The organism is Acinetobacter sp. V102_4, from assembly GCF_031799005.1.
In the GTDB taxonomy this organism is placed as follows: domain Bacteria; phylum Pseudomonadota; class Gammaproteobacteria; order Pseudomonadales; family Moraxellaceae; genus Acinetobacter; species Acinetobacter calcoaceticus.
In genome coordinates, this window is the sequence record NZ_JAVQNR010000038.1 from 21,240 (window position 1) to 45,347 (window position 24,108).

General features: G+C 38.9%; 24 protein-coding genes. 12 read left to right on the forward strand and 12 right to left on the reverse strand.

Going from position 1 to position 24,108, the window contains the following annotated elements:
• The first annotated feature begins 277 nt into the window (after positions 1–277).
• The 5 genes from RMB13_RS09760 to RMB13_RS09780 all read left to right on the forward strand — a co-directional run bounded on the left by RMB13_RS09760 (position 278) and on the right by RMB13_RS09780 (position 3,009).
• Positions 278–523 (forward strand): sulfurtransferase TusA family protein, encoded by a 246-nt coding sequence (locus tag RMB13_RS09760; RefSeq protein ID WP_004643450.1) that lies wholly within the window; start codon positions 278–280, stop codon positions 521–523.
• Positions 524–656: 133 nt separating this feature from the next.
• Positions 657–1,523, forward strand: coding sequence for an RNA polymerase sigma factor RpoH (rpoH, locus tag RMB13_RS09765; protein ID WP_311085149.1), 867 nt, complete (start codon positions 657–659; stop codon positions 1,521–1,523).
• A gap of 110 nt (positions 1,524–1,633) precedes the next feature.
• Positions 1,634–1,999, forward strand: coding sequence for a DUF423 domain-containing protein (locus RMB13_RS09770; protein ID WP_004643452.1), 366 nt, complete (start codon positions 1,634–1,636; stop codon positions 1,997–1,999).
• A 13-nt stretch (positions 2,000–2,012) separates the two neighbouring features.
• Positions 2,013–2,210 carry a sulfur carrier protein ThiS gene (thiS, locus tag RMB13_RS09775; protein WP_003650729.1) on the forward strand — a complete coding sequence of 66 codons (198 nt, stop codon included), beginning with the start codon at positions 2,013–2,015 and terminating at the stop codon, positions 2,208–2,210.
• 13 nt (positions 2,211–2,223) lie between these two features.
• The gene (locus tag RMB13_RS09780; RefSeq protein WP_005039404.1) at positions 2,224–3,009 is read left to right on the forward strand and encodes a thiazole synthase; all 786 of its coding nucleotides are present in this window, start codon (positions 2,224–2,226) and stop codon (positions 3,007–3,009) included.
• Positions 3,010–3,156: 147 nt separating this feature from the next.
• On the opposite strand, the gene RMB13_RS09785 is transcribed toward RMB13_RS09780, so the two are convergent.
• A complete protein-coding gene (locus tag RMB13_RS09785) occupies positions 3,157–3,786 on the reverse strand; it encodes a metal-dependent hydrolase (RefSeq protein ID WP_311085150.1) in 630 nt (209 codons plus the stop codon).
• Between the two features lie 19 nt (positions 3,787–3,805).
• Positions 3,806–4,579, reverse strand: coding sequence for a peroxide stress protein YaaA (gene yaaA, locus RMB13_RS09790; RefSeq protein ID WP_311085151.1), 774 nt, complete (start codon positions 4,577–4,579; stop codon positions 3,806–3,808).
• 125 nt (positions 4,580–4,704) lie between these two features.
• On the opposite strand from yaaA, the gene RMB13_RS09795 reads away from it, so the two are divergent.
• Together RMB13_RS09795 and RMB13_RS09800 are read left to right on the forward strand one after the other, a co-directional pair.
• Entirely contained in the window at positions 4,705–5,337 is a 633-nt protein-coding gene (locus tag RMB13_RS09795) for a hydrolase (RefSeq protein WP_311085152.1), read from the forward strand.
• A 201-nt stretch (positions 5,338–5,538) separates the two neighbouring features.
• Positions 5,539–6,495, forward strand: a complete 957-nt coding sequence (locus tag RMB13_RS09800) for a ribonuclease Z (RefSeq protein WP_311085153.1) — start codon at positions 5,539–5,541, stop codon at positions 6,493–6,495.
• A 107-nt stretch (positions 6,496–6,602) separates the two neighbouring features.
• Here the strand turns inward: RMB13_RS09800 and RMB13_RS09805 are convergent, their stop codons facing one another.
• The 4 genes from RMB13_RS09805 to pheA form a co-directional block, all read right to left on the reverse strand.
• Positions 6,603–8,063, reverse strand: coding sequence for an aminoacyl-histidine dipeptidase (locus tag RMB13_RS09805; RefSeq protein ID WP_311085154.1), 1,461 nt, complete (start codon positions 8,061–8,063; stop codon positions 6,603–6,605).
• A 170-nt stretch (positions 8,064–8,233) separates the two neighbouring features.
• Positions 8,234–8,617, reverse strand: a complete 384-nt coding sequence (locus tag RMB13_RS09810) for a hypothetical protein (RefSeq protein WP_004643460.1) — start codon at positions 8,615–8,617, stop codon at positions 8,234–8,236.
• A gap of 127 nt (positions 8,618–8,744) precedes the next feature.
• Positions 8,745–10,991, reverse strand: coding sequence for a bifunctional prephenate dehydrogenase/3-phosphoshikimate 1-carboxyvinyltransferase (locus RMB13_RS09815; protein ID WP_311085155.1), 2,247 nt, complete (start codon positions 10,989–10,991; stop codon positions 8,745–8,747).
• Positions 10,992–11,098: 107 nt separating this feature from the next.
• Positions 11,099–12,208, reverse strand: coding sequence for a prephenate dehydratase (gene pheA / locus RMB13_RS09820; protein ID WP_003650703.1), 1,110 nt, complete (start codon positions 12,206–12,208; stop codon positions 11,099–11,101).
• Between the two features lie 185 nt (positions 12,209–12,393).
• On the opposite strand from pheA, the gene RMB13_RS09825 reads away from it, so the two are divergent.
• Positions 12,394–13,338, forward strand: coding sequence for an alpha/beta hydrolase-fold protein (locus RMB13_RS09825; protein ID WP_311085156.1), 945 nt, complete (start codon positions 12,394–12,396; stop codon positions 13,336–13,338).
• A gap of 108 nt (positions 13,339–13,446) precedes the next feature.
• Complete coding sequence (locus RMB13_RS09830; RefSeq protein ID WP_311085157.1) at positions 13,447–14,073, forward strand: hypothetical protein; 627 nt, start codon at positions 13,447–13,449, stop codon at positions 14,071–14,073.
• Positions 14,074–14,123: 50 nt separating this feature from the next.
• Here RMB13_RS09830 and RMB13_RS09835 read toward each other — a convergent pair whose 3' ends face one another.
• Positions 14,124–15,269 carry an acyl-CoA dehydrogenase family protein gene (locus RMB13_RS09835; protein WP_311085158.1) on the reverse strand — a complete coding sequence of 382 codons (1,146 nt, stop codon included), beginning with the start codon at positions 15,267–15,269 and terminating at the stop codon, positions 14,124–14,126.
• Positions 15,270–15,432: 163 nt separating this feature from the next.
• On the reverse strand, positions 15,433–16,791 hold the full coding sequence (locus RMB13_RS09840) for a dicarboxylate/amino acid:cation symporter (RefSeq protein ID WP_056481146.1): 1,359 nt from the start codon (positions 16,789–16,791) through the stop codon (positions 15,433–15,435).
• Between the two features lie 503 nt (positions 16,792–17,294).
• Here RMB13_RS09840 and RMB13_RS09845 point away from each other — a divergent pair.
• On the forward strand, positions 17,295–18,290 hold the full coding sequence (locus tag RMB13_RS09845) for a glycosyl transferase family protein (protein WP_017391973.1): 996 nt from the start codon (positions 17,295–17,297) through the stop codon (positions 18,288–18,290).
• Positions 18,291–18,328: 38 nt separating this feature from the next.
• Here RMB13_RS09845 and RMB13_RS09850 read toward each other — a convergent pair whose 3' ends face one another.
• From RMB13_RS09850 to RMB13_RS09860, 3 genes are all read right to left on the reverse strand, one after another.
• Positions 18,329–18,736, reverse strand: a complete 408-nt coding sequence (locus RMB13_RS09850; RefSeq protein ID WP_003650692.1) for a hypothetical protein — start codon at positions 18,734–18,736, stop codon at positions 18,329–18,331.
• A 62-nt stretch (positions 18,737–18,798) separates the two neighbouring features.
• Positions 18,799–19,071, reverse strand: coding sequence for a YeaC family protein (locus tag RMB13_RS09855; protein WP_004643467.1), 273 nt, complete (start codon positions 19,069–19,071; stop codon positions 18,799–18,801).
• Positions 19,068–19,976, reverse strand: a complete 909-nt coding sequence (locus RMB13_RS09860; RefSeq protein WP_003650688.1) for an NAD(+) kinase — start codon at positions 19,974–19,976, stop codon at positions 19,068–19,070. Before RMB13_RS09860 ends, RMB13_RS09855 begins: the two co-directional genes overlap by 4 nt.
• 185 nt (positions 19,977–20,161) lie before the next feature.
• Between RMB13_RS09860 and mrcB the strand changes: the two genes are divergently transcribed.
• Both mrcB and RMB13_RS09870 read left to right on the forward strand, forming a co-directional pair.
• On the forward strand, positions 20,162–22,558 hold the full coding sequence (gene mrcB, locus RMB13_RS09865; RefSeq protein WP_311085159.1) for a penicillin-binding protein 1B: 2,397 nt from the start codon (positions 20,162–20,164) through the stop codon (positions 22,556–22,558).
• A 21-nt stretch (positions 22,559–22,579) separates the two neighbouring features.
• A complete protein-coding gene (locus tag RMB13_RS09870; RefSeq protein WP_003650683.1) occupies positions 22,580–23,131 on the forward strand; it encodes a tetratricopeptide repeat protein in 552 nt (183 codons plus the stop codon).
• A gap of 25 nt (positions 23,132–23,156) precedes the next feature.
• On the opposite strand, the gene RMB13_RS09875 is transcribed toward RMB13_RS09870, so the two are convergent.
• Positions 23,157–24,059 (reverse strand): NUDIX domain-containing protein, encoded by a 903-nt coding sequence (locus RMB13_RS09875; RefSeq protein ID WP_311085160.1) that lies wholly within the window; start codon positions 24,057–24,059, stop codon positions 23,157–23,159.
• Positions 24,060–24,108: the final 49 nt, after the last annotated feature.

The following is a 24,108-nucleotide window of genomic DNA, read 5'->3' on the forward strand; positions in this document are numbered from 1 at the left end:
TTCTGTGAAACTATCAACAATTTCCGGTTACATCCATTTGTTATAGGATTTTTAAACCAATTTAAGTGTGTGGTAAATCCTAAAACGGTTCGAGCTTACCACGGGTTTATGACAATTAATAGAATTTTTTTCAATTATTCCCCCTATTTTTAGTCCTTTTTTTAAACAGCTTATTACAATATTTTTTATAGGTAATTGCTTGTTTCTTCTTTTATAAAATGTGCGGTGTTTATAAAAAAATTTGTTAGAATAATCTTTTTAGTTGTTTTGATGATGAATGACCAACACTTCTTCTACTACAGCACTTATTGAAATTAATGCCTTGGGCCAACCTTGTCCGATGCCTTTATTAATGCTTAAACGCGAACTCAAAAAAGTATCGGGTAAACAGCTATTTTTATTAAAATCTTCTGACCCCCATAGTGAAATAGATGTAACTCGTTACTGTGGTTTACATCATTTTATGTGTCAAACCACACATATATCCGAAAGAGAATTTCACTATTTAATTGAAACTCAATAATTCTTTGATAAACTAAAAGATTAGAAATTGCATAAAATTTTACATTTCTCTACCCAATTTTCCTTAATTATGAAGCTGATTCAAACTAAGATGAATTTATTGGTTATCCCATCCGATCCTATAAGGAGAAATCATGAGTGACAGCAGCAATCAATTGATGCCCCTGTCATTGTCTGCGCCCGGTGTAAACCTTGGTGCATATATCAGTACTGTCAATCAGATTCCTATTTTAACGGCCGAGCAAGAAAAAGAACTTGCTGAACGTTATTATTATGACCAAGATCTTGATGCCGCAAAAATGCTGGTAATGTCGCATTTACGTTTCGTCGTTCACATTGCGCGCAGCTATGCAGGTTATGGCCTACCACAAGGCGACCTTATTCAAGAAGGTAATTTAGGCTTAATGAAAGCCGTGAAGCGTTTCGACCCAAATATGGGCGTGCGTCTTGTATCTTTTGCCGTCCACTGGATTAAGGCAGAAATTCACGAATACGTTATCCGTAACTGGCGTATTGTCAAAATTGCAACGACCAAAGCACAACGTAAATTATTTTTCAATTTACGTAGTTTAAAAAAATCGAGTAAAAAATTAACGCTCGAAGAAGCTCAATCGATTGCGAATGACTTAAATGTAACTGCAGAACAAGTTCTGGAGATGGAAGGTCGTTTAACCGCTTATGATGCTGCTTTCGAAGCTCAAGGTGACGACGACGATGACACTTCACATACTGCACCGGCATTGTATCTTGAAGATAATCGCTATGATCCAGCCCGTTTAGTCGAAAATGAGGACTGGGAAGAGCAAAGTACATCTGCCCTACATAATGCAATGGATCAGTTAGATGACCGTTCGCGTAATATTTTACAACGTCGTTGGTTAGATGATGACAAATCTACTCTCCACGAGTTAGCGGCCGAATATAATGTATCAGCAGAACGTATTCGCCAGCTTGAAAAGAATGCAATGGAAAAAATTAAAATTGCCATGTCTGCAAGCTAAAATAAGTTTAAAAATAAAAGGGCGATTAGCCCTTTTGTTTTATCTGGCTATGTTTAGCCAACCCAATCTATGATAACGTTGCCCTTCATTATTCATTTGCGTTTTTTGTTATGTGGATTGCCATTTCAGCCCTTAATCTTGCCTTTGCAGTCATGTTGGGTGCTTTTGGAGCACATGGTCTTAAAGCTCACGCGAGTCCTGAGCAACTTGTTTGGTGGCATACTGCAACCGACTACTTTTTCTACCATGCTTTAGGTCTCTTAGCACTTGGTATTTTAAGCAAAGTTATCCTTACGTTCCCCATTAAATTGCCATTCATATTGATTCAGATTGGTATTTTATTCTTCTGTGGTTCACTCTATATCATGGCGCTTGGATTACCGAGAATTTTAGGGGCAATTACCCCAATTGGTGGAGCATTTATGATAGCTGGATGGCTCGTTTTGGCTTGGAATGCCCTCAAATACGCAAAATAATTGGAATGTGATCATGCAAATTTATTTAAATGGCGAATTAACGGACACGCCTTGTCAAAACCTAATGCAGCTCATTCAGGCTTTGGCACTTGAAGGAAAAAGATTTGCGGTCGAATACAACCAGCAAATTATTCCAAAAAGCAAATTAGAGCAGATTTCTATCGCTCAACATGACCGTATCGAAATTATTCACGCTGTTGGCGGCGGCTAAGTCGGAGTTATCCATGCAAGACACCCCTCTCATTATTGGTTCACGTTCTTTTCAATCTCGTTTATTGGTAGGAACTGGCAAATATAAAGACTTAAATGAAACAGATTTAGCCATTCAAGCGAGTGGTGCAGAAATCGTTACTGTTGCAATCCGCCGTGTGAATATTGGACAACATCCAGATCAGCCAAATTTACTCTCTGTCATTCCGCCAGAAAAGTATACAATTTTGCCAAATACCGCAGGTTGTTTTGATGCTGACAGCGCAGTACGTACTTGCATGTTAGCGCGTGAACTTCTAGACGGTCACAACTTGGTAAAACTTGAAGTTTTGGGTGATGAAAAGACCTTATATCCAAATGTAACCGAGACTTTAAAAGCGGCTCGTACTTTGATTGATGACGGTTTTGAGATTATGGTTTACACCTCTGATGACCCAATCATTGCTCAAGAACTTGAAAGTATGGGTTGTGTTGCAATTATGCCTTTAGGCAGTCTTATTGGTTCAGGTTTAGGTATTTTAAACCCACATACTATTTCAATTATTAAAGAAAATGCAAAAGTACCAGTTTTGGTAGATGCAGGCGTTGGTACAGCAAGTGATGCAGCTATTGCAATGGAACTTGGTTGTGACGGCGTGTTGATGAATACCGCGATTGCAGCTGCTCAGAATCCTATTTTGATGGCTTCTGCAATGAAAAAAGCTGTTGAAGCAGGACGTGAAGCATTTTTAGCAGGTCGTATGCCACGTAAGCGTATGGCAAATGCGAGCTCGCCAGAAACAGGTTATTTCTTTAAGTAATTTATTTGGGAGGTCATTGTTTTTCAGTGACCTCTCGACTCACTCTTATATAGGTATTTATCTTTCAAAATAAAATGACCAAGAATATCTGTATCACTCAAGAAACCCATACCTCTCCAATCCATAGATAAACATTCTTATATTTACTTAGGCTATGCCTAATGTCCTCTGTAAATTTTGCTTTGCTCTTAACTCAAAATTCTGTTGAAAATAAGTCGTCTGATAAAGTGGGTCTGACTGATAAAAATGCGCTAGAACTTCTTTTCTTTTGATTGAATATACTTCTGGATCGACCCAAGCATATTCCTGCTGAATTTGCTGTTCATATTGCATAAAACGTTCTGGAGTTGCTGCCAAAATAGCTAAATCGATATCCAATAAAAATTGCAAATCTAACTCATCAGTCGCTATATGCTTTTGCGTGGCAAGAATCCACTGTTTTATTTTCTGAACCGTATTTACTGGTAAATTTTGAACCATACATTGCTCAAAAAGCTCAGCACTTTTAAGTTCATTATCTTTAGCTTGTGGGTTATAGATCGCATCGTGGAACCAGAGTGCCAATGCAACCGCATAGGCATCATTCAAATCAGATCGAACTGATTCGAGCAAAGCTAAGCATTCATATAAATGTTGAACCGTATGATAGGCCCGCTGCTTTTCACTATAAGCAGCGATGAGTATATTTAAGATTTTTTGTGGCTCAGAAAAATGATAATGCTGATGCAGCTCAAACCAAACATGTTCCAATTTTAATAAGTAAAGCTGCATCATCATATATTAACCACGCTCAGGATTATTGCTCATCGCGTTTAAATACTAGCTCTTTTAGTGATGAGTTTTCAGCATCAAAGTAGTATCCATCGGTATTGAATGCTTTAATATCCTCAGCTTTATTTAATTGGTTTTCAATCATAAAACGAGCCATTAAACCGCGTGCTTTTTTCGCATAGAAACTAATGACTTTATATTTGCCATTTTTCTGGTCAAGAAAAACAGGCTTAACAATTTCAGCCTTAATTTTCTTTTCGTTGACCGATTTGTAATACTCATCTGAAGCTAGATTTACAAGTAACTCAGTTTTAATTGCCGCCAAGTCTTCGTTAATCTGGTTCGTGATAATTTCACCCCAGAACTCATACAAATTATGGCCCCGTAAATTTTTTAATTTAGTGCCCATCTCAAGACGATAAGGCATCATTAGATCTAAAGGACGTAGTAAACCATATAAGCCAGATAGCATACGTAAATGCTGCTGTGCAAAATCAATATCTTTATCTTTTAAATGATAGGCATCTAAACCTGTATACACATCACCTTTAAACGCATAAATCGCCTGACGAGCATTTGAAAAATCAAATTCAGGCTTCCAATCTCTAAATCGGTCTGCATTTAGTGTGGCAATTTTTTCACTGACACTCATTAAATTGGCAATTTCGGAAGCAGAGAGTTTTCGGCAAACCTCAATTAATTGTGCTGAGTGTTCTAACAAGCGAGGCTGAGTAAACTCATCTGTAGGTAACGCTGTTTCATAATCTAAAGTTTTTGCAGGAGAAATTAAAGCAAGCATAGACAACCTGAAAAAATTATTATTAATGCCAACTATAACAGTAGATATTTTTTAATGCTAACTCGTGTTTTCAATGACGACTATCGGTAAAATAGCATCACGTATTGTTATTTAGCGGTTCTTATATGTCTGAGCAAACTTTCATCCAGGGTCCAGTAGGTAAAATTGAACTTTTCGTTGACCGCCCTGAAGGTGAAATCAAAGGCTTTGCGGTTGTTTGTCATCCGCACCCATTGCAAGGTGGAACCCCTCAACATAAAGTCCCTGCCCTCTTAACCCAAATCCTTAATGAATATGGCTGTATTGTTTATCGCCCTAGTTTCCGTGGCTTAGGCGGCAGTGAAGGTATTCATGATGAAGGTCATGGCGAAACCGAAGATATTTTAGCCGTAATTGAATATGTTCGTAAGCTACATGAAGGCTTGCCATTTTATGCAGGCGGCTTTAGCTTCGGCTCACATGTTTTGGCAAAATGCTTTGCACAGCTTAATCCTGAATTACGACCTGTACAGTTAATTTTGTGTGGTTTACCAACGGCTACCGTAGTGGGTTTGCGCCACTATAAAACTCCAGAAATTCAAGGTGATATTCTACTCATTCATGGCGAGCAAGATGACATTACCTTGCTTTCAGATGCGATTGCATGGGCGAAACCTCAAAAGCACCCAATTACGATTTTACCGGGCGCTAACCACTTCTTTACAGGCTATTTAAAACAGCTTCGCCAAATCATTACACGCTTTATTATTATGAAATAAGCAGTAGTTTGATGGACATAGATTGAGTCTATGTCCATCATTTCATAAGCCCTGTAACTACTAAAAATTATTCCAACCTAATCCAAAACGGGCCAAATATTTTTTCACTCGATCACTATCGTTCGTTGGCTATAATTTCTATAAAATTTCAATAAGTATCTATAATATACATTACACATTTGACTAAAAAATTCCAAAAATATGCTTCATTTTACTTTTTTAGGCACTTCTTCAGGTGTGCCCACCCTTTCACGCAATGTTTCAGGATTAGCTGTTCGTAACAGTAAAAATAAGGACTGGATTTTAGTTGATGCTGGTGAAGGGACGCAGCACCGCATTCAACAAGCCAAACTTTCCTTACAAAACCTAGTTGCCATTTGCATTACCCACGTTCACGGCGACCATTGTTATGGTCTAGTTGGTTTACTGGCAAGTGCAGGCATGAATGCCCGTACAAAACCATTAATAGTGATTGCACCAAAAGAAATTCAGCAATGGTTTGAAATCACCGCCCAACTTACAGATTTACATTTGCCCTATTCACTCCAATTTATTAATGTTAAGGAAGCAACACAGCCACAGCAGATCACCGATGAATTCATCGTTCAAGCACATCCTCTTAGCCATCGTGTTCCAAGTTTTGCTTTTAGTATTTATATAAAATCTATTCACAAGAAATTAGATATCCAAGCTCTAAATCAGCTTGGCGTACCTCAAGGCGATATGTGGGGCCATTTAAAACGAGGCTATGATGTTGAATTTGAGGGACAAACTTTAAAAGCTCAGGACTTTATCAAAGTTCAAAACCAGCAAATTCATGCAGTTATAGGTGGTGACAATGATCAGCCTGAACTATTAGCTGATGCCTGTAAGGATGCTCAACTACTCATTCATGAGTCGACTTATTTGCAAACAGTTTTAGATAAAGTAGGAAAAGGGCCAATGCACAGCTCTGCAAAAATGGTGGCTGAATTTGCAGAGCAGCAATCTCTGGATAATTTAATTCTGACGCACTTTAGCCCAAGACATCAGGATAGAACTGGACAGCAAGCTATTGCTGAAGAAGTTCGCCAGTTTTATAAAGGTCATTTTTATTTAGCAAATGATTTTGATGAATTTACTTTAAACGAAGCAGGACAGCTTTTAAAAGTCGAATAAAAGTTATATTCCTTGTGAAATCGAATTTATCGAGTTAGGTACAAATCATTTTCATGTAGAGGTCAACGTTTAAGAAGCTCACTAATGAGCTTCTTATTTCTAAAAAATTACTCTACAGATGCCAAAGCCGTCACCAACAACTTCCAGCAATTATCTACAGTATCAACTTTTACTCGCTCACCCGGTGCATGTGCACCTTGAATATCAGGTCCAAATGAAACCATCTGTAAATCTGGATAGTGCTCGGCAATAATCCCGCACTCTAGACCTGCATGAATTACTTTGAGCTTTGGCTCAATGTTAAACGCCTTTTGATAGGCTTGTTGTAAGCACTTTAAAGCAGCCGAATCTGGATTTGGTGTCCACCCCGAAACCAACGGCGTGAGTGTAGAAGCGATATTAAATTGACTAAAATGCGTCTGAATTTTCTTTGCAAAATCCTCAGCTTCTTGGTTCACCATTGAGCGGACCATTAAGACAGCTTTTCCACCCTCTCGATTTAATTTTACAACCCCAATATTATTTGAAGTCTCAACCACATCTGGAAGAGCTTGACTCATACTTGTAACGCCGTATGGACTTGTTGCCAAAGCTTGTAGCCATTCATTTTGCTGTTGTTGAATAATCACTTGATTCGTTTCAACGCTAGTAGCTTGAATAGTTAATCGCAGGTTGTCATCAATACCCTGTAGCTGTTTTTTCCATGTCGTTTGATATTCAGCGAGTAATTTTTCTAATTCAGGTAATTGGTTAGGCGAAATTGCAATAGTTGCAACTGCTTCTCGAGGTAGTGCATTACGAGCTGAACCACCACTAAACTCAACAAGTCTTCCACCAAGCTTTGCTAAATACTCATTTAAAAAGCGGGCCAGAATAACATTGGCATTGCCACGTCCTAAATGAATATCTACACCAGAGTGACCACCTTTAAGGCCAGCAACCTGAATGTTTACAGTGGTCAAGTTTTCAGGGATTTTTTCATAATTAAGTGGCTGCTCAACTTCAACATCAATACTTCCAGCACACCCCAGATATAACTCGCCCCACTCTTCTGTATCAATATTGAATAACCATTTACCTTTTAGCACACCTGCCTGTAAAAGCCGCGCACCACTCATGCCTGCTTCTTCGTCCACTGTTAAAAGAACTTCAATAGGGCCATGAGCAATATCATTTGAATCTAATACTGCCAAAGCTAAGGCTACCCCAATGCCATTATCAGCGCCTAAAGTGGTGTCTTTGGCAATTAACCAACCATTCTCAAGCACTGGACGGATCGGGTCTTTAAAAAAGTCATGTACTGTGCCAGTGTTGGCTTGTGTGACCATATCTAAATGGCCTTGCAGAATGACTCCAGATACATGTTCTTTACCCGCAGTCGCATTCTTGCGGATAATCAAATTACCCACTTCATCTACGTAAGTTTCTAAATTTCGACTTTCAGCCCAGTTTTGTAAAAACTCACGAAGCTGCTGTTCATGTTTTGATGGACGAGGAATAGTGCAAAGTGTTTGAAAATGCTGCCAAACCACTTGAGGAGATAACGCTGCAATATCAACTTGTGTCATGAAAACCACACTCTAATTATGTAAATATCGTAATAATTTCAATATACACAACGCATTAAAGATAGGTAGAGATTTGAGTAAAGATTTTGTATTTTTATATTTAATTTAAACAGAAAGTACGACTTTTCTAAAAGCCGTACTTAATGAAAAAGTTTTAAGAATCGTTTTATTTAATTTTTCCATTCAAATGCTGAAAAGCTTTGATCGGCTTTCAAACTATTTTCAACAGCCTGCGCGAGCTGACGAATAATGCTTTGTGTTTCAATCTTCTCAAACCAGTCTTGTTCTTCATCTGGGTTGGCAGAGATTTCACACATCAAATGCCCATCATGGTCTGTTTTTTGGCAAGTAATAGACAAAGGTAAAAGATGATTATCAATACTCACTTCTACTTTTTCATGTTCATGCACAATATGTTGCGCATCAAAACCATAATGCCCCAATTGTTTAAATAATAAAGCTGCTACATATTCTTGGGTGATATGGCATTCATTTGGTGGATGATCAAGCACCCCATGTTGTGGGCAACTGGCAATAAATTGTAATTTTTTCATCCTTTGTCCTAACACTATTATCATTATCTGCGCTTAGCATAAGCAATAAACAAACAGCAGCCAAGCCTTTAGCCCGCTGCTGCCGTTGCTATTGTGTTAGCAATTATAAAATGTGTTAGGTAAAAAGTTATTGGCTAACTTCGATCGTTAAGCCTGCACGATTCGCCAACTCAGTAAAAGTTGGGAAGCTGGTAGCAACTGTTTCCGTACCCTGAATCGTAATCGGACCAGAATTACGAAGGCCTGCCATACTAAAACTCATGGCAATACGGTGGTCATGATGTGATTCAACTTCACCACCAGTAAAAATTGGTGACCAATCGCCAGACTTACCCTTACCTTCAATAATGATGCCATCTTCAGTTGGTGTGCAGTCAATACCCATGATTTTTAAGCCATCTGCCATCACTTGAATGCGGTCAGACTCTTTCACGCGAAGCTCTGCTGCACCAGTTAATACCGTTTGGCCTTCCGCACAAGCTGCTGCAATGAATAAAGCTGGGAATTCATCAATTGCTAAAGGTACTTGGTCTTCTGGCATATGAATGCCTTTAAGTGTACGTGAGCCTTTAATATGAATATCAGCAATAGGTTCACCACCCGCAATACGCTCATTTTCAACAGTTAGGTCAGCACCCATTTGTTTTAAAATTTCGATTACGCCAGTACGCGTTGGGTTAATACCTACAGCTTCAAGCACAACGTCGGCGCCTTCAGTAATTGCCGCACCCACCATAAAGAAAGCAGCAGATGAAATATCAGATGGCACTTGAATGTCAGTACCCACTAATTTACCACCACCAACAAGGGAAATTTTGTTGCCTTCAGTCTTAACATCATAACCAAATGCACGAAGCATGCGTTCAGTATGATCACGTGTTGGCTCTGGTTCAGTTACCGAAGTTTCACCTTCAGCCCATAAGCCTGCAAGTAGAATGCCTGACTTCACTTGAGCAGATGCCATAGGTAAATCGTATTGAATACCATTTAATTGCTGAGCACCAGTAATGCTTACAGGTGGTGTACCTTTTTCACCTGTAGTCTGAATTTGTGCGCCCATTAAACGCAATGGCTTAGCAATACGCTCCATTGGACGTTTAGAAAGTGAAGCATCACCTGTCATGACTGAATCAAATTTCTGTGCAGATAACATGCCTGAAAGCAAACGCATGCTTGTACCAGAGTTACCCATATACAATGCACTTGCAGGTGCTTTTAAACCATGCATGCCTACACCGTGAATAGTCACTTCACCATTTTTAGGGCCTTCAATGCTTACACCCATATCACGGAAAGCTTGCAAAGTTGCTAACGCGTCTTCACCTTCAAGGAAGCCAGTGACATGAGTCGTGCCTTCGGCAATAGCACCAAACATAATGGAGCGATGTGACACAGATTTGTCACCCGGTACGGTAAATTTACCTTTAAAAGTTTTATTTCCCGGTAAGATACTGAATTGCTGTGTCACCTTATTTTTCTCCATTAAAGGTTTTTTGGCTAACATATGATTGAAATGCTGACGGGCTGCCTGAGCATGGCCAAGCAAACCCATTAATGCATGAGAATCTTCGTTTTCAATCAATTTTCTAAGTACAGTAAGCTGCTTTTCGAAGCCATCTACAGCGTTTAATATAGCTGTTTTATTGGCAAAGAAAATGTCATGCCACATTTGGGGATCACTAGCCGCAATTCGTGAAAAGTCACGAAAACCACCTGCTGCATAACGAAAAATATCAAGATTATCTTCACGGTTTGCAAGTTGCTCGACCAGATTAAATGCCATCAAATGTGGTAGATGACTCGTATGTGCCAGCACTTCATCATGCTTGGCAACATCCATACAAATGACTTCAGCTTTTGCCGCCGACCAAAGTTGAATCAGTTTATCAACAGCCCATTCTGCACTTGTTGGTAATGGCGTTAAAATCACCTTATGATTTGCAAATAAGTCAACTTTACCCGCGTGAACACCTGTATGTTCACTACCCGCAATAGGATGCCCCGGCACAAAACCTTCTGGTAAATCTTCACCAAATACAGCTTTTGCTGCATCAACGACATTACCTTTTGTACTTCCCACATCGGTTAAAATTGTGGTTGCTGACAAATAAGGTTTAATTTGCTCAAGCACTTTTTGTGTAGCACGCACTGGCAAGGCTAAAACGACTAAATCTGCCCCTTTCACGGCTTCAACTGGATCAGAAAATCCTTCGTGTATTAAGCCAAGTGATTTTGCATCTTCTAAAGTTTTATGTGAGCGTGTAGATGCCACAATAGTTGTCGCCAACTTTTCTGCAACAATAACACGAGCTAAACTCGATCCGATGAGTCCTAAACCAATAAATGCAACTTTTTTAAATAGGGGTTGTGACATAACTTCAACTTTGCTTTTGCTCAAAGATATTTAAACCATTGAGCAATTTGTTTTTAAGCATAATGACATGCTTATCTTAATACATGTCATTATTCCAACATAAGTGATTACAGAACAGCGGCAGGATAAGAACCTAAAATACGAATCTCTTTCACCATTGGGCGAATATCATTAATCGCAGCAGCAACATTCTCTTGTTCGATATGACCTTCTAAATCGATAAAGAATACATAAGCCCATTTTTCAGGTAATGCTGGACGAGTCTCAATACTTGTTAAGCTAATATTATGTTTTGCAAATGGCGCTAAAATTTCTAATAAAGCACCCGCACGGTCATGCGCTGAAATCAATAATGATGTTTTATCATTGCCACTTTGTGGAATTTTTTCACGACCAATCACTAAGAAACGTGTTGTATTTTCCGGATTATCTTCAATATTGCTATGTAAGATTTCAAGGTTATACATGCCCGCTGCGATATCAGATGCAATCGCTGCCGAATGCCATTCGTTGCGAATACGGCGCGCAGCTTCTGCATTTGAGTTTAAAGCAACACGCTCAACACCCGGATAATGCGCATCTAACCATTGGCGACATTGAGCCAAAGTTTGCTGATGAGCATAAATCTGCTTAATACTGTCTTTACGTGTATTTTCAGAAACAAGGAATTGATGATGAATACGTAATTCAACTTCACCAATCACATTTAAATTCGATGTTTTAAAGCAATCTAAGGTATGGTTTACAACACCTTCAGATGAGTTCTCAACTGGAACTACACCGTAATGGGCACTACCTGCTTCCACTTCACGGAAAACTTCATCAATTGTTGGAAGTGGGCGTACAACCGCATCTTTACCAAAATGCTTAAGCACAGCAGATTGAGTAAAAGTACCTTCTGGCCCTAAAAATGCAATACTTTGCGGTGCTTCTAAAGCAAGGCAAGCCGACATAATTTCACGGAACAAACGCGCCATGGTTACATCAGACAAAGGACCTTGGTTACGCTCCATGACTTTACGTAAGACTTGTGCTTCACGTTCAGGACGATAAAACAAAGGATTCTCTTCGGAAGCAAATTTAGCTTTCGCAACTGCTTCAGCAAGGCTTGCGCGTCGATTTAATAGTTCTTGAATCTGTTGATCCACGCTATCAATATCTTCGCGAATTTGTTCTAAACTAAGAGAAGTCGTTTTGTTTTGATCATCGTTGATCATTGGAATGCAGCCTCAGCAAAATCATCTTTTAAACGAGAGTATAACAATAGTCTGCTTTGATTTGTTAGGCAATATGGCTGTATTGGCTTTTTTCATTAAACCGTCTTGGACGGATTCCTCAGATCGCTTTATTTGATAATGATTTTCATTTATCATTTACATAATAAATTTTATTCTTGTTTATTATGCATAACTCATTTTTCTTTTTATCTTGCAGTTTTCTTCTGAGCTCTTTAATAACTTGTTCTGCTTTGGCTCAAACTCCTATACAAAATCCATCAAAAATCGTTTTTCAAAATAATCAGGCACAATTTCAAATTAACTCTAAAAATACAGGCCATGAGTATTTGATTCAAGTCTATAAACCACCTGTTGCCCCACCACAACATGGCTATCCCGTACTTTATATATTAGACGGAAATGCAACCTTTCCAAGTGCAGTCAATATCGCTCAATCTATTGGGGCAGGTTCTACAAAATTAGGTCTAGACCCGCTCATGATCGTTGCGGTCGGTTACCCCAAACAAAAAACTTTTGATGTACAAAAACGTGCTTATGACTACACCCCTAAACCTTCTGCTGAATTTCAAAAGCAAGGCAGATATAAGTATGGTGGTGCGGACCAGTTCATTACATTTTTAAATGATGAACTCAAACCGGAAATCGCCAAACAGTTTCCAATTAATAACCAACAGCAAAGTATTTATGGCCACTCATTTGGAGGGTTATTTGTGCTTTATCACTTTTTTCAAAAACCTAAAACATTTCAACGTTACATCGCAGCCAGCCCTTCCCTCTGGTTTGATCAAGGCATGCTATTTCAAAAATTAAACTTTTGGCAGAGTCAAAAACAAAGTAATTCTCCGATGCTTTTGACTACAGTCGGCACCCATGAGCAAGGAGGACCTCGTACTCAATCTGATCATTACTTTAATGAAAAAGATTTCTTTAAAGCTTTGGAAAACCGCCGCTCAGCCCAATTTGCTTATTGGCATTTTTATAATCCTGCTGAACAACATATTACCAATTTGTATGCGAGTTTGCCGAAAGCACTTATGTTTGCTGCATGCCAAAACTTAGAGAGCTGTAAACCTTTATTTGATGAACCTACACAGCAAACAGCTGAGTAAAACGCACTTAAATTTTAAGAGCAGCATTCCACTCCTCTTAAAGACAAAGCTCTTAATCGAGAGAATTAGTTATACTGTCTGAAGATGTCATAACAACAGTAAAATAGAATGAATAAAATTATTGTTTTAGGTCTACTGAGTTTTATTAGTGTCAGTCTAACGGCTTGTGGTGGCTGCCCCCTCATCGCTGGGTGCAATGGTACTGATCCGTCCCCGTACTATATGACGACTGCCAGCAATCAAGTTCGTGGTATTCCAATTCCACCCCAAACCAAGCTGACCTACCAGTCGCAACATTTCAGGCAGAAATTTGAGCAAACACATGCTTTGAAAGAGAAAAATTTATCAGGCATTGCTTTACCAACAGATACGGCAATCGTTTGGGGAGGCATGCCAGTAGACATGTTTATACAGTTTTATAATCCCGAAATGAAAGGATTTTCAGTCTATCCTGCCAAAGGATTTAAAACAGAACTATCAAATGAGTTTTTACGTTTATGGAAAAGTTGTGAAAGTGATTTAAACATTAACCTTAAGGATCCTAATGACTGGTCATTTAATCCTAAAAATATGGAAATAACTGGTTGTGGCGTCGTCTTTCAAAAACGCAGTGAGTATACCGAAGACTCATTTCGTCAAGATGAAGCCGATGAGTTTTTAAAAAAGATGAATCATGCATTACAGCAATTACCGAAACAACAAGACTACCCTGTCATTCAACAGAAGACCAAATAGTTAAAAACAAAACAGCCTGTTCTAGGACAAGCTGTTTTTACTCCGCTTAATTAGGCTTTGCCAATTAATCCACGCGCTACGATTTCTTTCATAATTTCATTTGTACCACCGTAAATACGCTGAATACGGGCATCTACAAAGAAACGAGAAATTGGATATTCGGTCATATAGCCATAACCACCAAAAAGCTGAAGCAAGTTATCTGCGACTTTCATTTGCATATCGCTACTGAAACTTTTCAATGCCGCAGCCGTTTCTACATCTAGTTTACCTTCTTGATATAAGGCAACGTTTCTTTCATAAAAAGCTGCTGTTGCAAGCTCATCAATTTTCGCTTGCGCTAAAACAAAACGCGTATTTTGGAATTGTGAAATAGGTTGACCAAATGCTTGGCGTTCTTTTACGTAAGCCGTTGTCAAATCAATTGCACCGCGGATTGCACCAATTGCAGTAGATGCAATTGCAGTACGTTCACGTGGTAATTCTTGCATTAAATAAGTAAAACCTTGCCCCGCTTGACCAAGTAACTGGTTTTTAGGCACTTTCACATTGTCAAAAAACAGCTCAGATGTGTCTTGAGAATGCAGGCCGATTTTGTCGAGGTTGGTTCCTTTTTTAAAGCCTTCCAGATGTGTATCTGCTAATAATAATGACACACCTTTCGCACGGGCTTGAGGATCTGTTTTTACCGCAAGCACAACAAGATCAGCATGTTGGCCATTTGAAATAAATGTTTTTGAACCATTTAACAGATAATGATCATCTTGCAAGATGGCACTGGTACGCATTGATTGTAAATCCGAACCTGCTCCTGGTTCAGTCATACCAATTGCACCGACCACTTCACCTGTTACCATTTTCGGTAACCAATATTGTTTTTGCTCTTCTGTCCCGATGTGTAAAATATAGGGTGCAGCAATTTCAGAGTGGCAAGAAATGGCTGTTGATAATGCACAAAAACCGGCACGTGCAGACTCTTCAACCAACATTAATGAATAGTATGTCGGAACCCCATAACCACCGTATTCTTCAGGGACATCCACACATAAATAGCCATTTTCGCCCAATTGGTTCCAAACAGAACGAGGCATAATACCTTCACGTTCCCATTGGTCGTAGTGTGGTGCAATATGCTCACTCATAAAACGTTTAAAATTATCACGGAATAATTCTAAATCTGCATCGTATGCCAACATAATATTTTCCTTCAGCTTTATTGTTTTATCAAATCTCGTTGTTGTGCATGCTAATCATTTTTCAAGCAACTGTCATGGCATAGCTGCTCATTAAAACTGTACTTTTCAGTCAGCCAATAAAAAAGGAAGCCATAGCTTCCTTTTTTATATAGGTTTATTCGAATTAATCTAGACCTTCAGCGACTTGAGGAGTTTTTTGTTCCATCATTTTTCTGTCGACTTCATCCGGATTGTTTAAAGCTTCATTCAGCTTATCTTTATCTAAAGCACCCACCCATTTAGCAACAACAATCGTTGCTAAAGAGTTACCGACAAGGTTGGTTAAAGCACGTGCTTCTGACATGAAACGATCAATACCTAAAATCAATGCTAAACCTGCAACTGGAATATGTCCAACAGCAGACAAAGTTGCTGCCATAACAATAAAGCCAGAGCCAGTTACACCCGCCGCCCCCTTAGATGAGATTAAGAGTACCAATAACAAAGTGATCTGATGTTGAATATCAAGCTGAGTATTCGTTGCTTGAGCAATAAAGATTGCAGCCATAGTCAAATAGATTGACGTTCCATCAAGGTTAAATGAATAACCTGTTGGAATAACTAAACCGACTACAGATTTTTCACAACCTGCAATTTCGAGTTTACGCAACATACGCGGCAAAACAGATTCAGAAGAAGATGTACCAAGTACAATTAATAACTCTTCACGAATCATGCGAATCATCTTGAGGATACTAAATCCACTAATACGGCTGATTGTACCCAAGATCAAGAAGATAAAGAGTAAACACGTAATATAGAAGCAAATGATGAGTTGCCCTAATTGTACGAGTGAACCAACACCATATTTACCGATAGTGAATGCCATTGCGCCAAATGCGCCAATCGGTGCCAATTTCATGACCATGTTCACAATGTTAAAGAACACATGTGCAACTTGATCAATAAATTTTAAAACTGGACGTCCTGCATCACCTAATTTATGTAAAGCAAAACCAAAGAGAATTGCAAAAAGAAGGACTTGTAAGATTTCACCATTTGCAAATGCACCAACCACCGTATCAGGGATGATATGCATTAAGAAATCAATGGTAGATTGTGACTCACCAGAACTGACGTATTTTTGAATGCCCGAAGTATCAAGAGTAGTAGGGTCAACATTCATCCCTACACCCGGTTTAGCGATGTTAATTACAACAAGGCCAATTAGAAGTGCAATTGTTGAAACAACTTCAAAGTATAACAAGGCAACGCCGCCAGTTTTTCCGACTGACTTCATGCTTTCCATGCCAGCAATACCGCTCACCACGGTACAGAAAATAACTGGAGCGATGATCATCTTGATCAAACGAATAAAGGCATCACCTAATGGCTTGAGTTTTTCACCTAAACCTGGAATATGCTGTTCGACACCATTGACAATTTGCGTTGAGCTTGGGGAAAAATGCCCTACCAAGATACCCGCAATAATCGCAATAATCACTTGAAAATAAAGTGATTTATAAATCGGTTTTTTAGCCATAACTTTACTTCAATCTATATTTCCAAGTCCGTTGGAAATACCAAAATGAAACGTCTATTCTTTACGAATACACAGCCCTAACCTTTCACATGAACACCGCAAAAGGGAAACGGTTCTTTGTAAACAAAAAACCTTCCTACTACCTCAATGAAAACAAAAAAGCTGTTTTCTAAAACAGGAGAATACCTGAAGTTTCTAACTACTTTGAGTAGTTAGAAATAACCTCTTACTTTTTAATAAAAAGCTGAAGATATAGGAGAATCACAGAAAATTATGATATGAGTGCTCAAAAAAGCACGAGAAAGTGTACTCGAATTAAATAATGATTCGATTAAATTTTTGGCTAATACGCGCAAAAAACACTCATGTAGCCCTAAGACTTTAGTATAAGAAACACTTTTGATATTTTTTCGACAGCTTTTTATGTCATATTGATTAAATACTTGTGGACATTTCATTTTGAGCTGCCTGCATCCCATCATTTTTATTGTTTTTGAACTACGATGAATACTAAACGTAATATCTATAAAGATGCTGAACACCCCTTCGCTCAATATGTCCGTATTTTAGGGAAAGGAAAAAGTGGTTCACGCTCTTTAAGCTATGAAGAAGCGTATCAAGCGTTTACCATGATTTTAAAAGGTGAAGTGCTTGATGTGCAGTTAGGCGCTTTTTTAATGCTGCTTCGGGTTAAAGAAGAATCTATTGATGAACTCGCAGGATTTGTTCAAGCGACTAGAGACCAGCTTAATTTCCAGCCTTTAGAAGTTGATTTAGACTGGTCATCTTATGCAGGTAAACGTAAACATTATCCTTGGTTCTTATTAGCGGCCCTCACCCTTGCTCAACACGGTTATAAAATTGTTATGCACGGTGCATCAGGCCACACGCTTAACCGCGTCTATACCGAGCAGGTTTTAGAATATCTTGGTTATCCAATTTGTCATTCAGAACAAGAAGTTCGTACTCAGTTAGCAGAGCAAAATTTCGCTTACTTACCTTTAGACGTGATTTCACCTGTTTTAAGTGAACTGATTTCTTTAAGAAATGTGATGGGATTACGCTCGCCTATTCATACTTTAGCCCGCTTAATAAATCCTTTTAATGCAAAAGCCACCTTACAAGCTATATTCCATCCAGCTTATAGAACTTCCCATCAACATAGTGCACTGCGCTTAGGCTATCAAAATAGTGCAGTCATTAAGGGTGAAGGCGGTGAATTTGAGCGAAATCCAGATGCAAAAACACTCATTTGTGGTATTAAAAATGGTGAACTTTATGAACATGAGTTACCAAAGCTCACACCTGAACGTAGTCCAACTGAAGAAGAATTAGATTTAGCAACTTTTAAAGCAGTATGGTTAGGTCAGCAGCACCATGAATACGGTGAAATGGCAGTAACAGAAACCATCGGAATTGCACTATATACCATGGGAGTTGTTACTAGTTTTGAAGAGGCGATGCAGAAAGCAAAAGTGTTATGGAATAGTCGTTTCTAATATATGAATGACCAAGGTTATATCGGATAGCCTTGGTTTTAAGGTTCAATATAATAAAAATCTGGCCAAAATGGATATTCCTGACCTGAAGAATGAATATTTCTTAGTTTCAAGTGATCACCTATTTTGATTGTAATCTTATTAGAATCGTAGGAACCCGAAAGATAAGCATCTCGTTGTTGACCAATAAGTGTCTTACAATATAAATGATGCGCTTTGATCTTTTGGGAGCTTCGTATGGTTTGCGACTCCAGCACCTGAATCCCAATCAATAACATGGGATAACCGTCGTTCTTTATACTTGTATATTTAGCTTGAGGTGAAGTGTATTTCCGACTCGCAACAACCTTCACGTTGAGTAAACATTCAATCGGCTGTTTGGCTAATGCAGCACCACTAAACAATATTAGAAATAATAGTACGTAAATAGGTTTTAAACGTTTCATAGGATTCTTTATTATATTTTGATAAACATAAAAAAAGCCCAGTAATCACTGAGCTTCTTAAATTAAACAAAACGAATTGGCTTAAATTCTGGCTCATGCTTGTGATGATCATCATCACACTCTTCACCTTCTTCTTTCGTACCACGGTCAATATAGCCGCTACGCTGTTCTTCTGGTAAGTTTTTCAACTCCCAAGCAATGACAGCTTGCATACAAGTCTCACGCTGCTCTTTTGTTAAAACAACGCCATTTGGCCATTTACCAATTTCTACTGCTGTTTTTAAACGCTCTACAATTTCAGGGTTTAAAACAGATAGCATTTGTTCAATATTCATGATTCATCTCTTTGAAAAGATTCAAAATCTTGGTTCCAACCAAGTTTGGTACGGCAGGCCATATAAAAATCATAACCTGGTGGATGCAATAAACTTAGTTTAAATGGATGTTTGCGGATGTGTAAACTATCTCCGACATTCAGCGATATACTATGTTGTCCATCAGCACTCACCATCGGCAAAACTCGATTTTCGCGAATAACAATTTTAATTTCGCTTTGCCCGCCGACTACGATGGGACGTGATGACAATGTATGGGGATGCATTGGAACTAATGCAATCGCATCCATACTTGGATGTAAAATTGGTCCACCACCTGACAACGCATAAGCCGTTGATCCTGTTGGAGTAGAAACAATTAAACCATCGCTATGCTGACGATAAACATATTGACCATCAATGTTGAGTTCAAAGTCAATCATATGGACGGACTTACCCGAATGCAAAACAACATCATTTAAAGCAATTGCATCATAAATAACTTCGCCATTTGTTCGTACTTCCATTTCAAGTAAGAAACGGCGATCAAGCTGGAAATGACCTTGAAGGACTTGATCCAGTTTAAAAATAGCTTCTGAAGGTTTGATATCAGTTAAAAAACCTAATCGCCCACGGTTGATACCAATAACAGGGGTATTATAACGGACCAATGCTCTCGCTGCATGGAGTAGAGAACCATCACCTCCAACCACAATAACTAAATCAGCAACTTCACCTAATAGATGACGGCTTACTATCTGTGCATGATCATAAGGCACTAATTCGGCTGTTTCCTGATCAAAAATGGGGTTCAAACCTAAGTTCAATAAATGATCATGAATTAAACATAGTGTTTCTACAACTGATGATTTATCTGGTCGACCGATTAACCCGACGTTTCTGAAGGACTTATGTGAAATTTGCACGAATGAGTAAGCTCCGCTGCGATACTCGCATATAATAACATTAACCCGATTAATTTAAAAAAACATAACTACAAGATGCTGTAAAATTCAATCTAAGTTTTCCAATTATTCACAGTTTTATCATTGCAAATTGATGACAAGCTATCGCATCATTACAGGCATTGTTAGGGTTTTATCTCATTTTTATGAAGTTTGAACGTGGTATCGGTTTCTTTGCACTAATCTTTTCCATTTTGGTCATTGGTGCTTTTATTGCTCTTAGTATCTATCTGATTCGTTTAGATAATATTATCCGTGAAAAATTTGAAGGACAGCGGTGGGATATTCCTGCCAAAGTGTTTGCACGACCTTTGGAAATTTATAACAACGCGCCTATTTCTCAAGCAAATTTCACTCAAGAATTAAAGCTATTGGGTTACAAAACTTCAAGTAATTATGACAAGTCTGGAAGCTATGTTGCTCAAGGCAGCAATATGTATATCCACACACGGGGTTTTGACTACGGTGACAGTGTTGAACCTGAACAAGTCTTAGAGTTAAGTTTTGCAAATGATCAAGTTGTGGAAGTTAGAAGTACTAAACCTTCTTCAACCGGCGTTGCACGCTTAGAACCGCTACTCATTGGAGGAATTTATCCTCAACACAATGAAGACCGCGTACTCATTAAACTGAATAATGTCCCTAAACCACTCATTGAAGCTTTAATTTCTACAGAAGACCGCAATTTTTATCATCATCATGGTATTTCAATTCGTGGTACTGCTCGTGCATTGGTGAGTAATGTCACTGGTGGAAAACGTCAAGGTGGCTCAACCCTGACTCAACAATTAGTTAAAAACTTCTATCTCACCCCTGAACGCACACTAAAACGTAAAGTCAATGAAGCATTAATGGCTTTACTCATCGAACTGCATTACAGCAAAGATGAAATTTTAGAAGCGTATTTAAATGAAGTGAATCTGGGCCAAAATGGTAGCTATTCAATTAATGGTTATGGTTTGGCTTCACAATTTTATTTCGGTCTGCCGCTACGTGAACTCAGTGTTGCACAACAAGCTTATTTAGTCGGTTTAGTTCAAGGCCCTTCTTTATATAACCCTTGGAAAAACCCTGAAGGTGCAAAAAAACGCCGTGATACCGTGTTAAATAACATGCGTGTGATGGGTTATTTAACTCAAGCTGAATATGAAGATGAAATTGCACGTCCTTTAAATGTGTTAAGTAAACCAAGTTTAGGCCCTGCAAAATTCCCAGACTTTTTAGATATTGTACGTCGTCAATTACGTACAGAGTATCAAGAAAGTGATTTAACCAATCAGGGATTACGTATTTTTACGACCTTAGATCCAATTACTCAAACTCAAGTTCAAAATGCTTTTAAAGCTTCAGTAGACCGTTTGGCTAACAGTAATCCAGCGCGTTTGAAAAACTTACAAGGTGCTGTACTGATTGCACACCCTGAAAATGGCGAGTTAGTTGCAGCCGTTGGTTCTACACAAGACTTTACTGGTTTTAACCGTGCTTTAGATGCGAAACGTCAAGTCGGTTCATTATTGAAACCTGTGATTTATTTAAGTGCTATTGAATCTGGACGTTATAACTGGGCAAGCCAAATTGAAGATGCACCAATCAGTGTTCCTGTAGATGGTGGTAAAAGCTGGACTCCTAAAAACTATAGTGGTGGCGGACATGGTGTAGTCAGCCTGAGTGAAGCATTAGCAAATTCATACAACCTATCTGCTGTACGCATGGGTCAAGAATTTGGTTTATCTACTTTTACTAATAATTTAAGAAAATTTGGTGTTGAATCAACGATTCCTGCCTACCCTTCTATTTTCCTTGGGGCAGTCAATATGTCACCAATGGAAGTACTTGGAATTTATGAAAACTTCGCTACAGGCGGTTTTAAATATCCAACTCGTGCGATTCGATCTGTCGTAGACGCGAATGGTCGTCTGCTTGACCGTTATGGCCTTAATGTTCAACAAACGATTGATCCTTCTGTCGGCTATATCATGAATTATGGCCTACAACAGGTGATGTCTTCGGGTACTGGTCGTGCAGCTTATAGCAGCTTATCTCCAGCTTTAAAATTGGCAGGTAAATCAGGTACGACTAACGATACACGTGACTCATGGTTTGCGGGTTACTCAGGTAATCACGTTGCTGTAGTTTGGTTAGGTTTAGATGACAACAAAGTGACTGGTTTAACAGGTTCATCTGGGGCATTGCCAGTATGGATTAATGTGATGAAGCAATTACGTCAAACTCCTGTGAATATACGTCAACCAGACACTGTACAGTGGCAGTGGATTGACCGTGCAACGGGTGATTTATCTGCGCAGGCTTGTGATGGTGCTATGTATATTCCGATGCTAACGCATACGGTTCCGCACCGTGCTACGCCATGTGGAGCACCTTATTATCAAGTTGATCCAACATATACGCCACAAAGTGATAACACAATTCCTGACTCTCAAGATGATAATACCGACAGTTATATTCGTGAAAGTGAAAGCCAGATGGAACAAGATCTGTCAAATAACTCTCGTGTAATTTCAAGTGGTAGTTATAACAACTAAGCGTTAACAGGAAAGTAGGATATGTTGAAGAAAGGTGTTTTTTATATTGGTGCTGTACTTATGGTCGGCTGTACAACTTTGCCTGATCAATCTGGCTCCAAAGACAAAGCACCTGCTCCGCCAGCGAAAAAGAGCACGGAAACTCCATCGGGTGTAAAAATTACGCCTTATGATCATCCGGAAATTCACCGCAAGAACTTGCAGGTTATTGTTCCTCAGCAGAAAAAGCCGCAACGCTTTAATGATGATGGAAGCCAATTACCTGCATTCAAAGTCTTAATGCAGAAAACGCAGCAAGCGTACAAAAATCAGCAATGGTCAGAAGCTGAACGCTATGCACTCCAAGCACAGCGTTTAGCACCACAAGCCGCAGAAACATATCTATTCCTTGCCCTTACGGCAAATCATAAACAGCAATATTCTAATGCTGAATCTCTAGCACGACGTGGTTTAAGTTTTGCTCAAAGTCAGGCCATGAAAAAGCAACTTTGGTTGACCATCTTAAAAGCTGGACAACAACGCAATAATCAAAAAACTGTTCAAGAAGCGCAACAAGCATTAAAAGCCCTCTAGCTTTTAATGCTTTTCTATTTTCTTATTAGAAATTACGAATACCTGCTAAGCCATAGGCACCATGCTGTTGTGCAGTAGCTAAATCATCAGGATGCACGCCTCCCAATGCAAAAACCGGAATCTGGCTATTTTGGGCGAGATCAGCAAAACGCTCCCAACCTAATGCCAAGGCTTCTGGATGGGTGGTTGTCGGTTTTACAGGACTAATAAAAACAGCATCACAACCAATCTGCTCAGCCTGCTTTAAAGAAACCGCATCATGACAAGCGGCAATATAACGTACGCCTACTGTTAAATCGCCCTTATGCAAATTCATGAGCTGAGATTGTTTTAAATGAACGGTCTTAATTTGTTTCTTTAACTCAGGGCTCAACTGCTGCCAAATATCTGTATTAATAATTAAGTTTGATAACTGATTTTCACCTAAAGCATTTAATTGTTCTAAATATCTCTGATCAGCACCAGCTTCTTCTATACGCCAATACAATAAAGCATCACTACCTTCTACAGGTGTAAGCATATTGCTGATTTTGATGAGATGGGGCCAATAGAGTCGCTTTATGATGTCTTTATTGGCTTTTGGAAAGTTTAAATGAAGTAACTGTTCCCGTGTGTACCACGCCCATGGCTGATGAATAAGATTTAATAGTTCATCAGGCACATAACTATGGAATAAATGTAAATTGACAATAATGTCGTCATACTCATGGTGAATATAATCAAATTGATGCCAATCTTTTAAACCAATACCCACTTCTTCATAGATTTCACGGCGGCAGGCTTCTTCTGGTGTTTCACCCTGCTCAACCTTTCCTCCTGGAAACTCATGCTTTCCACCTTGATGCTGCTGCTCTTCGCGCCATCCTACTAATATTTTTCCACGATGGATCAAGATTGCTATAGCGACATCGACTATTGGTTTGGGCATCTTTTTACTCTCTAAAACTTTTCTCAAGTGTAAGCAAATTTTATCATTT